Source organism: Mycobacterium sp. 4D054, assembly GCF_052245755.1.
Taxonomy (GTDB): Bacteria; Actinomycetota; Actinomycetes; order Mycobacteriales; family Mycobacteriaceae; genus Mycobacterium.
In genome coordinates this window covers 1-12,124 of record NZ_JBQQCF010000045.1, presented here as the reverse complement: position 1 = coordinate 12,124, position 12,124 = coordinate 1, and the positions used below count along the sequence as shown (strand labels likewise).

Annotated in this window: 12 protein-coding genes; 8 read left to right on the top strand and 4 right to left on the bottom strand. The window is 69.7% G+C overall.

Features of this window, described 5'->3' with window-relative positions; genetic code table 11:
* From ACTWP6_RS24370 to eccE, 7 genes are read left to right on the top strand one after another with little or no spacing between them, the layout of a single operon-like run.
* The gene (locus ACTWP6_RS24370) at window positions 1-1,587 is read left to right on the top strand and encodes a PPE family protein (RefSeq protein ID WP_443189004.1); all 1,587 of its coding nucleotides are present in this window, start codon (window positions 1-3) and stop codon (window positions 1,585-1,587) included.
* Window positions 1,584-1,877, top strand: a complete 294-nt coding sequence (gene esxG, locus ACTWP6_RS24365) for a type VII secretion system protein EsxG (protein ID WP_260756527.1) — start codon at window positions 1,584-1,586, stop codon at window positions 1,875-1,877. The genes ACTWP6_RS24370 and esxG overlap by 4 nt, the downstream gene beginning before the upstream one ends.
* Window positions 1,878-1,913: 36 nt before the next feature.
* Entirely contained in the window at window positions 1,914-2,201 is a 288-nt protein-coding gene (locus ACTWP6_RS24360; protein WP_260756528.1) for a WXG100 family type VII secretion target, read from the top strand.
* A 9-nt stretch (window positions 2,202-2,210) separates the two neighbouring features.
* A complete protein-coding gene (locus ACTWP6_RS24355; RefSeq protein ID WP_260756529.1) occupies window positions 2,211-3,071 on the top strand; it encodes an ESX secretion-associated protein EspG in 861 nt (286 codons plus the stop codon).
* Window positions 3,059-4,519 (top strand): type VII secretion integral membrane protein EccD, encoded by a 1,461-nt coding sequence (gene eccD, locus ACTWP6_RS24350; RefSeq protein WP_260756530.1) that lies wholly within the window; start codon window positions 3,059-3,061, stop codon window positions 4,517-4,519. Before ACTWP6_RS24355 ends, eccD begins: the two co-directional genes overlap by 13 nt.
* A complete protein-coding gene (gene mycP / locus ACTWP6_RS24345; RefSeq protein ID WP_313901368.1) occupies window positions 4,519-5,874 on the top strand; it encodes a type VII secretion-associated serine protease mycosin in 1,356 nt (451 codons plus the stop codon). Before eccD ends, mycP begins: the two co-directional genes overlap by 1 nt.
* Window positions 5,871-6,755, top strand: a complete 885-nt coding sequence (eccE, locus tag ACTWP6_RS24340; RefSeq protein WP_260756531.1) for a type VII secretion protein EccE — start codon at window positions 5,871-5,873, stop codon at window positions 6,753-6,755. The genes mycP and eccE overlap by 4 nt, the downstream gene beginning before the upstream one ends.
* Here the strand turns inward: eccE and ACTWP6_RS24335 are convergent.
* A complete protein-coding gene (locus tag ACTWP6_RS24335) occupies window positions 6,742-7,938 on the bottom strand; it encodes an alpha/beta hydrolase family protein (RefSeq protein WP_260756532.1) in 1,197 nt (398 codons plus the stop codon). The two genes, eccE and ACTWP6_RS24335, sit on opposite strands and share 14 nt — an antisense overlap.
* The gene (locus ACTWP6_RS24330; protein WP_396884921.1) at window positions 7,935-8,867 is read right to left on the bottom strand and encodes an amidohydrolase family protein; all 933 of its coding nucleotides are present in this window, start codon (window positions 8,865-8,867) and stop codon (window positions 7,935-7,937) included. Before ACTWP6_RS24330 ends, ACTWP6_RS24335 begins: the two co-directional genes overlap by 4 nt.
* 44 nt (window positions 8,868-8,911) lie before the next feature.
* Here ACTWP6_RS24330 and ACTWP6_RS24325 point away from each other — a divergent pair, with 44 nt between their 5' ends.
* Window positions 8,912-9,676, top strand: coding sequence for a trans-aconitate 2-methyltransferase (locus tag ACTWP6_RS24325; protein WP_443189003.1), 765 nt, complete (start codon window positions 8,912-8,914; stop codon window positions 9,674-9,676).
* A gap of 4 nt (window positions 9,677-9,680) precedes the next feature.
* On the opposite strand, the gene stf0 is transcribed toward ACTWP6_RS24325, so the two are convergent.
* Window positions 9,681-10,484, bottom strand: a complete 804-nt coding sequence (gene stf0, locus ACTWP6_RS24320; protein ID WP_260756534.1) for a trehalose 2-sulfotransferase — start codon at window positions 10,482-10,484, stop codon at window positions 9,681-9,683.
* 51 nt (window positions 10,485-10,535) lie between these two features.
* A complete protein-coding gene (locus ACTWP6_RS24315) occupies window positions 10,536-11,924 on the bottom strand; it encodes a sulfatase family protein (protein WP_443189002.1) in 1,389 nt (462 codons plus the stop codon).
* Between the last annotated feature and the right edge of the window lie 200 nt (window positions 11,925-12,124).

Sequence of the window (12,124 nt, the reverse complement as noted above, 5' to 3'; positions counted from 1 at the left end):
ATGACTTCGCCGGTCTGGATGGCACTGCCGCCCGAAGTGCACTCGGCGCTGCTCAGCAGCGGCCCGGGGCCGGGGTCGATGCTCGCCGCGGCGGCGGCGTGGCAGTCATTGAGCACCGAATATGCCTCGGCTGCAGCGGAACTCAGCATGATTCTGGCCGGCGTACAGGCCGGGGCGTGGGAGGGCCCGAGCTCGGAACAATACGTCGCCGCGCACACGCCGTACCTGGCATGGCTGGCCCAGCAGAGCGCGGCCGGCGCGGCCTCGGCGGTGCAGCACGAGACCGCGGCGGCCGCGTACTCGACCGCGTTGGCCACCATGCCCACCCTGCCCGAGCTGGCACTCAACCACACCACTCACGCCGTGCTGGTGGCCACCAACTTCCTTGGCATCAACACCATTCCGATCGCACTGAACGAGGCTGACTACGTCCGGATGTGGATCCAGGCGGCCACCACCATGGCGACCTACCAGGCGGTGTCGAGTGCCGCGCTGGCCGCCGCGCCGACCGCCACACCCGCGCCGTTCGTGCTGGCACCCGGCGTCGGGGAGGCGGGCAGGGCGATGGCGGACATGACGCAGATGGGGGCCCAGCTGCAGGCCGCCGAGGCCGGGTCGGCGCTCGACCTGTCCAACATCATCGCCGACCTCATCCGCGCCTACGGCGAAGTGCTGAGGTTCCTTTTCGAGCCGATCTTCGACTTCCTGAGCGACCCCCTGGGCAACACGATCAGGCTCATCACCGACTTCCTCACCAACCCGGCGCAGGCTCTGATCACCTGGGGCCCGTTTCTGGCTGCCGTGGCCTACCAGGCGGTCTCATGGGTCGGCGCGTCGATCCTGTACCCGTCGCTGATTCTTCTGCCGCTGGTGGCGACCACGCTGGCGATCGTGCTCGGCGTGGGTGCCTACCTCTTGGAAAGGCTTCCGGCGCCCGCCGCGGACGTACCCGCCGAGGAACCCGCCGCATCGTCTGCGCCGGCTCCCAGCCGCGCCGACCAGCCGAATCCCGCGGTCGCCATCTCGGCTCCGCCGGCACCGAGCGGCGTTGCGGCGACGGCGGGCACGGTGGCGACGGGGACGGCACCGGCACCGGGCGCTCCCGCCGCCGCGGCCGCGCCGTTTGTGCCCTACGCGGTGGCCGGCCGCGACCCAGGTTCGGGGTTCTCGCCGACAGTGCGCGATTCCAGCAGTGCCAAAGCCCCGTCGTCGGGTATCCCGGCGGCGGCCTCGGGCATCGCCGCCTCGGCGGCCGAGCGTCGCAAGCGCCGGCGCAGACAGAAGGACGAGATCACCGGCCGCGCTTATGCCGACGCGTTCGCCGACTATGAGCCTGAGCCCGACGACGAGCCGCCGGCACGACAGGAACCCCGCATCGCGGCGACCGAGCGCGGCGCAGGGCCGATGGGTTTCGCCGGCACCGTGTCAAAGGACGGTGAACAGGCCGGCGGCCTGACCACGCTGGCCGGCGACGCGTTCGGCGGCGGCCCGAAAGCGCCGATGCTCCCGGGCACGTGGGACCCGAACACCGAACCCGACGAGCACCGCAACCACCACGATGGATCCAATGGAAAGGACTCTCAATGAGCATGCTGGACGCTCACATCCCGCAACTGGTCGCCTCCGAGGCGGCGTTCGGTGCCAAGGCCGCGCTGATGCGCAGCACGATTGCCCAGGCCGAACAGGCGGCGCAGTCTGCCCAGGCCTTTCACATGGGCGAGTCGTCGGCGGCGTTTCAGGCCGCGCACGCCCGTTTCGTGGAGGCCTCGGCCAAGATCAACGCCCTTCTGGACCTCGCGCAGGCCAACATCGGTGATGCAGCGGCCTCCTACGTGGCCGAAGATGCCGCCGCCGCAAGCAATTACACCGCCATCTGACCCGGCCGACCGACACCTCAGCGGAAAGAGACCTCGATGTCACAGATCATGTACAACTACCCGGCGATGCTCGCGCACGCCGGCGAGATGAACAGCTACGCCGGCGCCTTGCACGCGGTCGGTGCTGACATCGCCAGCGAGCAGACCGCGCTGCAGAGCGCCTGGCAGGGCGATACCGGTATGACCTACCAGGCCTGGCAGGCGCAGTGGAACGGCGCCCTGGAGGAATTGGTCCGGGCCTACCGCGCGATGGCCAGTACCCACGAGATGAACACAACGTCGATGGCCGCACGCGATCAGGCCGAAGGCGCCAAGTGGGGCTGACCGGTAGCCGTGCACGCTAATGCCGTCGAGCTGAACGCCGACGCGGCCTGGTTTCTCGCAGACATCCTCGGGGCGGGAACGTTCCCGTGGGTGCTGGCGATCACGCCGCCCTACAGCGACCACTCACAGCGGGCACAGTTCGAGCGGGAACAGTTCGAGCGGCTGGCCCGGCTGAGCGTCATGACTGCCGACCGGGTGATCGATCCCGCGGTGGCGCGGTGGATCCGGGTGGTGTGCCGGCCCACGCAGTGGTTGGAGCTCCGATTCGTCGGGGAGCGCGGCGCGATGCTGCGCGGCATCATCGCCCGCGACGCCATGCGCACGGTCGTGGCGCTGCGCAGCGGCGGGCTGATCACCCTGACCGAGATGCAGATCGACCATCCACAGGCATTGGTTCCGGTGCTGACCGTCGGCCTGTCGGGGCGCGCGCCCGCGCGGTTCACAGAGTTCTCGCTGCCCGCCCGGGTCGGGGCCAAGGCCGACGACCAGATCCGCAGGGGTGCCACGGCGCGGGACCTGCTCGACTACCTCGGTGTCCCCCCGTCCGCGCGCCCTGTTGTGGTGGCCGCGTTCGAACAGGCCCGGACCTACGTCGAGATCGTGGCCGGTCAGCATCGCGACGGGCACCGCGTCAGCACCGACGTCGGTGTCAGCGTTGTCGACACCGCGGTGGGCCGAGTGCTGGTCAGTCCGACCAAAGCCCGTGACGGGGAGTGGATCTCGACGTTCACACCCGGGGAGCCGGTGGCCGTGGCCGCCGCCGTGGAGCGGCTGACCGCTGCGCTCCCGGACGGACCCTGGTTCCCCGACCAGTCCGTCACCAGAGACTTCGACAGCAGAAGCCAGAGAGAAGAGATATGCCACCGCTAGACACCAACACCCTCGGCCCGGCCGGCGCCGTGATGCCGATCGTCCGCGTCGCGGTCCTCACCGCCGCGGTGGGCGACGAGGACGCCGCGGACCGCGGCGGACGCATCACCGAGATCGCGCTGCCCGCAGATCTCCCGCTGCGCGAGATCGTTCCGGCGGTGCAGCGCATCGTGACGCCGAGCGACGACGACGGCACGGCAGGCCGACTCAGCCTCGCACCGATCGGCGGTGCGCCCTTCAGCCTGGACGCGACCTTGAACACGGTCGGTGTCGTCGACGGCGATCTGCTTGCGCTGCAGCCGATTCCAGCAGGTCCGCCGGCGCCTCGCATCGTCGAGGACATCGCCGACGCGGCGATGATCTTCTCGGCGTCCCGTGAGAAGCCCTGGGGACAAGGGCACATCCGGCGCGGCGCCACCGCGGCGGTGATCGCCCTGACCCTGGCGGCCACCGCCCTCGCCGTCGCCCACCGGGTGTTCACCGATTCGATGATCGGCCTGTTCGCGGTCAGCGCGGTCGCAGTCGGCGCCGTGCTGGGCGCGCTGGTGGCCCGGGCCAACTCGCCGCGGTTGGCCGCCGCGCTTGCCGCTGCGGCGCTGCCCTCGGTGGCCGCGGCCTTCACACTGGCAGTGCCCGGCGAATTCGGCGCCTCGAATATCGTGCTCGGCGCAGCCGGGGTGGCGGCGTGGTCGATCATCAGCATCACGGTCGGTGAGCGGGCCATCGCGTTGTTCACCGCCGCGGCGGCGTCCGCGCTCGGCGTGCTGCTGGTCTCCGCGGCGGCTGCGATCTGGACCCTGACGCCGGTCCACATCGGCTGCATCCTGATCGTGGTCGCGCTGATCGTCACGGTGCAGGCGGCGCAGTTGTCGGCCATCTGCGCCCGGCTGCCCGTGCCGGTGATCCCCGCACCGGGCGACCCCGCACCGTCGGCGCCGTCGCGCCGGGTGCTCGAGGACCTGCCGCGCCGCATCCGTGCGAGCGACGCGCACCAGACCGGGTTCATCGCCGCCGGTGTGCTGCTCGGTGTGGCCGGTTCGGTGTTCGTCGTGTGGCCCGGCGTCGCCGGCCAAGGCAGCACGTCGCCGTGGGCATGGTTCCTGGTCGGCGCGACCGCGCTCGGTGCGGTGCTGCGTGCCCGCGTGTGGGATTCGTCCTCCTGCAAGGCGTGGCTGCTCGCTCAGCCGTTCCTGATCTCGGCCGTGCTGTCCGCCGTCTTCGCGGCGGCCGGCCGATACGATGCGGCGTGGTGGGCTGCGGGCGCGTTCGCCGTCGTCGTCGCGGCGTGGGTGGTGGCGGCGTTGAACCCGCGTATCGCCGAACCGGAGACCTACTCCCTGCCGATGCGCCGACTGCTCGGCTTCGCCGCCGCCGCCGTGGACGCGTCGGTGATCCCGGTGATGGCCTATCTCGTCGGGCTTTTCGCCTGGGCGCTGAACGGATTCTGATGCGGCGTGCGAGTGCCGCGCTGGCGGTGACGGTCACGATGCTGGCGGTCGGTGCAGCGCCGGCCGGTGCCATTCCGCCGCCTCAGGTCGACCCCGCCACCCCCACCCCCAACGGCAGCGCGGGCCCGATCGGGGCACTGGCGCAACGCAATCCGTGTGTGACGAGCACCGCTATCCCGGGGACCGAGCCCTTTGCCTCTGACGTGAATGCGTCCGCGCTGAATCTGTCCCAGGCCTGGACCCACAGCAGGGGCGAGGGGCAGACCGTCGCGGTGCTCGACACCGGGGTCAGGCCCGGACCCCGGCTGCCCGACGTCGAGGCCGGCGGTGACTATGTCGCCTCCGGGGACGGCCTGACCGACTGCGACGGGCACGGCACGCTCGTCGCTGGACTGATCGCCGGACAGCCTGGCGCAGATGGCTTCTCGGGTGTCGCACCGGACGCACGCATCCTGTCGATCCGCGTGGCATCGCCGCGGTACGCGCCCCGTGATGGCGGTGAGGACCCGGCCCTCACCCGCGCGGCACTCGACACTCAGGCGATGGCGGCTGCGATTGTGCGCGCCGCAGACCAGGGCGCCCGGGTGATCAGCATCTCCGCGGTGACCTGTGTGCCGGTCGGCAAGAACTTCGATCAGGACGGGCTGGGCGCGGCACTGCGGTACGCCGCAGTCGACAAGGATGTGGTGATCGTCGCTGCCGCCGGCGACAACGGTCCCGCATGCGAATCCAATCCGCCCTCCGATCCGGCGCTGCCGGCGGATCCGCGCAACTGGTCCGGGGTTTCGGCCGTGTCGATACCGGCGTGGTGGCACGAGTATGTGCTGTCGGTCGGTTCGCTCGGATCCGACGGGCGGCCGTCGTCGTTCACGATGGCCGGGCCCTGGGTCGGCATCGCCGCACCGGGGGAGAACATCACGTCCGTGAGCAACGACGACACCGGCGGCCTGGCCAACGGCCTGCCCGCAGAACAGGACCGGATCGACCCCGTTCGCGGTACCGGCTATGCGACGGCATACGTGGCCGGCGTCGCGGCGTTGGTGCGCAGCAGGTTTCCGGAGCTGCCGGCACGGCAGGTGATCGAGCGTCTGACCGGTACGGCGCAGTCGGCGGCCCGATCCCCGTCGAACCTCGTCGGCGCCGGCCGGGTCGACCCCGTGGCAGCGCTGACCTGGAATGTGCCCGACACCAACGACATCGACCCCGCGGCGGTCAAGCCGATCGCCGCACCGCCGCCACCGCCGCCGCATGATCCCGTCCCGCGCGCGGTCGCGTTCACCGGGGCCGGGGTGCTGGCGCTCGTGGTGCTCGCCGTAGCGGTATCAAGCGCGAGAAGGAAGGAAACGTCGTCATGACCGTCCGGCTCACCCTGGCCGCGTTGCTCGTCGTACCGGCCGTGATGGCCTACCCGTGGCAGACCGTTCCACACCGATGGCTGCTCGGTGTGGCCGTGGTTGCGGTCATCGTCTTGTTCGCCCGCTGGCGCGGCCGGTATGTGACGACCATCGTCGGCCGGCGGTTGGCGATCCTGCTGCGGGGCGGACGGATCCGCGACGACTCCAGGTCCGACGAGTACGTCACCGTCGTGCTACGGCTTGAACCATCGGACACCGCCGAGCCTGCATTGACATTGGTGGCCGGCTACCTGGACCGCTACGGCATCAGGTTCGACAAGGTCCGCGTGACAAGCCGGGAGGCGGACGGAACCCGGATCACCTGGGTCGGACTCACCCTCGGCGCGGCCGGTAACATCGCGGCGCTGTCGGCCCGGTCGGCTGCTATCCCGTTGCGCGACACCGCAGAATTGGCGGCTCGTCGGCTCGCCGACCACCTGCGTGAGACCGGGTGGGAGGTGTCGGTCGACGATACCGCGGCGGTCCCGCTCCAGGATGAAGCCAAGGAGCGGTGGCGCAGTGTCGAGGACGGCCGGGGCTACCTCGCCGCATACGCGCTCGTCTCCGACGAACCACTCGACGACATGCTCTCGGCGGTCCGGGACCTCGACGCGGTCGAGCTCTGGACCGCTGTGGAATTCACCGGGGACAGAACGCGACCCGAGTTCGCGGCGGCCTGTGCCGTGCGCACCGCTCAACGACCGGGAGCCCGGGCGCCGCTGCCGGGGCTGAGCCCGCAACATGGCCGGCACGCCGCGGCGTTGGCGGCGCTGGCACCGGCTTCGGATCAGCGGTTGCCCGGTCCCACCCGCCCGGTGCCGCCGGTGCTCAGTCGAACATGAACCCGCCGAGGAAGCGGGTCATCCGGCGCAGGTAGTCGGGTTGGCTGACATGGAGCACGTGGTTGCCCGGGAACCAGTGGAAGGCGCACTGATCCCAGTGCCGCCACAGCATCTCGGCCTGCTCGGGTGGCGCCAGCCGGTCGCCGAGGCCGGCGATGATCAGCCGCCGGTCCTTCGGGACCAGCGGCCGGTAGTTCAGCGGCGACGAGTACATGGTGGCCGCGTCGACGAGCTCGGTGTCGGTGCGGGCGATCCAGTCCCGCAGCGCCACCACCTTGTTCGCGGGGAACCACTCGTCCACGGTGCGGTCCGGGGTGACGACCGGGACGTTCGGGATGACGGCCTGGACGCGGTCGTCGACGCTGGCGATCAGCGCCGAGGTGTATCCGCCCAGCGACATCCCGGTCAGCGCGATCCGGTCCACGCCGGTGAACTCGAGATAGTCGATCACCGAACGGAAGTCGTGCACCGCCTGCGCCATCGCCTCGGCGAAGCCCGCCATGCCGTGCGCGAAGTAGCCGTGCCCGCTGAACGGTGAGTACTTCTCGGCGCGCCGGCCGTGGAACGGCAGCGTGTACAGCATCACGTCGTAACCGCTGCGGTAGAACCAGGGCAGCGAGAAGAACAACCCGTTGAACAGGTATGCCGATCCCATGAATCCGTGGATCAGACACAGCGTCGGGCGCGGGCCGTCGTCGTGGCGCCAGTGCTGAGCGTGGACGACGTTGTTGCGGACGAATCCCGCGCACTGGTCGCGCAGTGCGGGGTTGACGGCCTGGAAGCTGCTCTGGAAGCGGATGTTGCGGACGTTGCCGCGCGCGACCCATTCCGCGACCGGATTGGCGGGCCGCGACGACACCCGGGGCGGCGACTGCGGCGCCGGGAACGAGGTCTGCGGATCCTGGGCGGCGGCGAGCTCGGCGTAGAAGCGCAGATGCTCACGCTCGGCCCTTGTGTCCGATCTGCGCAGGGCGCCGGCCACCGACGGCACCATCGTGGCGCTGAGCAGCGACGCGATCGACGTGCGCAGCGCCAGGTCGGCGATCGCGGACGAATCCACGATCAGGCGTTGCTGCCACGTCAGGTCGACCCGGCGCGGCAGACCGCGGGCGGTGGCGTCGGCGCCGGGGACGTCGGGAACCGGGATGAGCGGCGCCTCCACGGGAGCCTGCGATTCGGTCACGGCGCCGCCTTTCTCACCGGTTGCGGCCCGATGGTAGCCCCGGTGTCGGGCCCAGTTGGGCCGAACAACCGAACCCCGTTGTCGTGGAACACGTTACGCAGCCAGGAATCGTCCACCCCGGGCAACTCGGTGAGTGCGGACAGTGCATGTGCGTAGCCGTACGGGATGTTGGGGAAGTCGCTGCCGAACAGAATGCGGTGCCCCATGTCGCGGAGCCGGCCGTACTCGGCGTCCGGGAACGGCATCTTCTCCTCCATGAAGCCGGTGAACGCCATCGTCGTGTCCAGGTGCAGCTGCTCGAATTCGTTGCAGAGATCCAGGAACTCGCGATATTCCGGGCCACCCATGTGGGCGATGATCAGCCGCAGCCGGGGATGCCTGTCGAGGACGGCCCGAATCGGAGCGGGCCCGGTGTGCTGGCCGGGGGCCGGGCCCGATCCGCAGTGGATGACCACCGGGACGCCGGCGTCCTCGATCACGCCCCAGACGGCGTCGAGCAGAGGGTCCGCCGGGTCGTAGCCGCCGACCTGGACATGCGCCTTGAACACGCGGGCGCCGGAGTCGAGCGCGGCGGTGACGTACCGGGCGGCGCCCGGTTCGGGGAAGAACGTCGCGGTGTGCAGGCAGTCCGGGGTGTCCGCGGCGAAGCCGGCCGCCCACTGGTTCAGCCACGCCGCCATCTCGGGTTTGTGCGGATAGACCAGCGACGTGAAGGCCAGCACGCCGAACGAGCGCAGGGTGCGTAACCGGTCGTTCTCGTCGCTGCGGTAGGTGATCGGCCACGGCCTGCCGATCAGCGGACCCGCGTCGTCGAAGTACTGCCAGACCTTGTCCATCACGTTCTTCGGCATGAAGTGCGTGTGCACATCCACGATGCCGGGGAGGCCGAGAGCCTGCCATATCCGCCGGACCGATTCGGGTTCATCCATCGAGTCGATGATGACACCGCCGTGGGGGAGCAGAATCGGCGGGTATGTGGGACCCCGACGTCTACCTGAGTTTCGCCGACCACCGCGGGCGGCCGTTCTTCGATCTGCTGGCCCGGGTCGGGGCCGACGCCCCGCGCCGGGTGGTGGACCTGGGCTGCGGCCCGGGCAATCTGACCGGGGTGCTGCCCATGCGCTGGCCGGACGCGCAGGTGGCGGGCTGGGACACTTCTGCGGAGATGGTGGCCGCGGCGTGCGAACGTGGGGTAGACGCGCGTCTGGGTGATATCGCGGACTGGGCGCCCGAACCCGGCACCGACGTGGTGATCGCCAACGCCGCGCTGCAGTGGGTGCCCGGACACCGCGATCTGCTGGTGCGCTGGGCCGGGCAGCTGGAACCCGGGTCGTGGATCGCGTTCCAGGTGCCGGGCAACTTCGAGGCCCCGTCGCACGCCGCGATCCGGGAGGTGGCCCGTCGCGACCCGTTCGCCGAGGCGTTGGCCGACATGCCGTGGCGGGACGCGGACGTGGTGGGAACCCCGGCCGAGTACGCCGGTCTGCTCACCGACGCCGGTTGTGCCGTGGATGCCTGGGAGACCACCTATGTACACGAATTGCGCGGTGAAACACCGGTGTTGGACTGGATCACCGGTACCGCGCTAACCCAGGTACGGGAACGGCTGACCGAGGGCGCCTGGCAGCGGTACCGCGCCGAGTTGAGTCCGGTACTCGACGCGCACTACCCGAAACGCGCCGACGGAATCACGTTCTTTCCGTTCCGCCGGATATTCGTCGTCGCCCAGGTGAAGTGACCGGTCAGATCGGCAGCCCTTCCCTCTCCGCGTCGGCGCGGTACCGGTCGACCCATTCGTCAGAGCGTTGATCGGCCTGCCGTTCCAGTGCGGGCGGCGGGGCCAGACGCGGGTCCTGGCCGAGCTTCTCCAGCACCTCGGCGACGACCTGGGTCAGGTTGCGCCACAGCACCGGATACGGCACCTCCATCGGCTCGACGTTCTCCTCGGCGAACCAGTTACGCCACCCTGCCTCCTGCTCGCGCAGCATCCTGACGACGTGCGCGATGGCGCCGGCGTGGTATTCGGCGCGCGCGTCGCGGTTGGGGTCGGGCCGTCCGCGCCAGACCCGCGTCTGCACCGCGCGCCAGAACGAAATCGCTTGGGACACAACGTCGGGGCGGTGAACGTGAATCAGCACTGGGTCGCTACCGACGACGTCACGGATCGCCGACAGCAGTCCGGTGCCGGAGCGGTCCGGCAGACCCGCGGCCCGCTGGAGCAGCAGCGGGGTCTGGTTCCACATCAGCTTGCCGCCCCACACCCCGTTCGGCGTACGCCCGACGGTGCGGATGTAGTCCCGCCAGATCTCCGGTGGCGCCAGGTCGGGCTTGCCTTCGTCGGTGGGATCCAGCAGACGCAGGATCGACTCGTCCTCGACGCCTTCGAACCACTGCCGCGGCTGGGGTGACTGACTCGTGGTCGGGAGGTACTGGAAGAACTCGCCGGGCTCGCCGGCGACGCCGGTGGCGCGCAGGGATTCGACCAGCAACGTGCTGCCGCTGCGCTGAGACGCGAGCACGAGATACGCCGTCGAACTGGCTGACATGCGCGAGAGCTTAACCGGAAACCGGGAGCGCGGCAGCCCTGGTATTTGCGATCAGCGTGAGTCGAACTCTTGCGTGGAGCTGCGAGCGTGGTCGATGCCGCGCTCAGCGGCATTCGCTGAGCGGCTTGGGATTTGGATCCCCTGAACTCGCGCATACGTCTGGGTGTAGCGGTCGGCGATACGGGTGCCCACGAAGTCCGACGGAATGACGTCCTTGACCTGCTGTCGCCAGGCGTCGAGCAGAAGTGCCAACTCGGTGCTCACGGCGTCGGCGGTATCGCTGACCTCTGCGCCCAGCAAATTGTGTTGCTCGGTGGGATCGTTGGTCAGGTCGTAGAGCTCACGTTCAGGACGCGGGGTTCGTACCCGCGGCCCGACTTCACGCCCCGGCGCGCTGTCGGCGATGTCCCACGGCAGGTCGAGAAGCGGTCGCGGCGCGTAGTTCTCGATGTAGCTGTACTCCTTGGTGCGGACGGCCCGGATCGGGTCGAACGAGTCGTGGTAGGTCTTCATCGTGTAGACCGCAGTCCTGACCGGCTGCTCGTCGGGAGCCGTCAATTGCATTGCGTGCGAGAGTCCTTCGACGTCCGGCGGAACGTCGAGGCCGAGCAGCTCGAGCAGGGTCGGGACCAGGTCGACACCGCTGAACAGTTCCTCGTAGACCCGAGGTGTGACGTCGGCGTTCCGGGGCGGCCGGACGATCAGTGCGACGCCGGTGCCCGCGTCGTAGAGCGTGGACTTGGCACGGGGCAGCGCCGGCCCGTGGTCGGTGACGAAGACCACCCAGGTGCTGCGGTCCAGGCCGGTGGCTTCCAGCGTGTCCAGCAGCTGGCCGACGGCGGCGTCGGCGACGGAAATCGATCCGTAGAAGTCCGCGAGATCCTGGCGGACGTCGGCGGTGTCGGGGAGGTATTCGGGCAGGGAGACCGCGTGCGGGTCGGCCGGCTGGTAGCGGTCGTGGGGGTAGGGCCGGTGCGTCTCGAAGAACCCGGCGGTGAGCAGGAACGGCTTGTCCGGCGGGTCGGTGAGCCAGCGGGTGGCCTGCTCGACGACGTACTCGCAGTACGAGTTGGACACATCGAACTCCTCGAAGCCGAGCCGGTCCGGGAACGACGTCTCGTGCTGCATTCCGAGAAGAGCGGTGTACCAACCATTCTCACCGAGGATGTGCGGCAGGGTGCGGACTCCCGCGCGGTACTCCCAGCCGTGATGCGCGAGCCCGACCAGTCCGTTGGATTGGGGGTAGCGGCCGGTGAACAGCGACCCTCGGGACGGGCTGCACAGCGGGGCGGTTGCGTGGGCGGCGGTGAAAAGGACGCCCTCTTCGGCCAGTCGGTCAAGCCGGGGGCTATGGACGTCGGCGTGGCCGTAGGCGCCGAGATGGCGGCCGAGGTCGTGCCAGTGCACGAGCAGGACGTTGTCTCGGTGCGGTGTGGTCACGGATGCCCTTTCCGTCGCGACGGCGCGTTATCCCCAAACCCGAATCTATCCACAGCCGGATAAGTTGGCCGTCCCTGTTGCCTCATGTCAAGATGCGCGCGAAGGCTGATTCGTTGCCTCACGTGAACGTGCGCGCTTGGTGACTGGGGCCTTAGTGGCGGGACCAGCTTTGCTGGTGGTGATCGTCAAGAGCTGGGCGG

Excerpts from the sequence above, each read along its gene's own strand:
- ACTWP6_RS24330 (WP_396884921.1), bottom strand. The coding sequence starts at position 8,867 with ATGGATGAACCCGAATCGGTCCGGCGGATATGGCAGGCTCTCGGCCTC.
- mycP (WP_313901368.1), top strand. The coding sequence starts at position 4,519 with ATGCGGCGTGCGAGTGCCGCGCTGGCGGTGACGGTCACGATGCTGGCG.
- ACTWP6_RS24370 (WP_443189004.1), top strand. The coding sequence starts at position 1 with ATGACTTCGCCGGTCTGGATGGCACTGCCGCCCGAAGTGCACTCGGCG.
- eccE (WP_260756531.1), top strand. The coding sequence starts at position 5,871 with ATGACCGTCCGGCTCACCCTGGCCGCGTTGCTCGTCGTACCGGCCGTG.
- stf0 (WP_260756534.1), bottom strand. The coding sequence starts at position 10,484 with ATGTCAGCCAGTTCGACGGCGTATCTCGTGCTCGCGTCTCAGCGCAGC.
- esxG (WP_260756527.1), top strand. The coding sequence starts at position 1,584 with ATGAGCATGCTGGACGCTCACATCCCGCAACTGGTCGCCTCCGAGGCG.
- eccD (WP_260756530.1), top strand. The coding sequence starts at position 3,059 with ATGCCACCGCTAGACACCAACACCCTCGGCCCGGCCGGCGCCGTGATG.
- ACTWP6_RS24360 (WP_260756528.1), top strand. The coding sequence starts at position 1,914 with ATGTCACAGATCATGTACAACTACCCGGCGATGCTCGCGCACGCCGGC.
- ACTWP6_RS24325 (WP_443189003.1), top strand. The coding sequence starts at position 8,912 with ATGTGGGACCCCGACGTCTACCTGAGTTTCGCCGACCACCGCGGGCGG.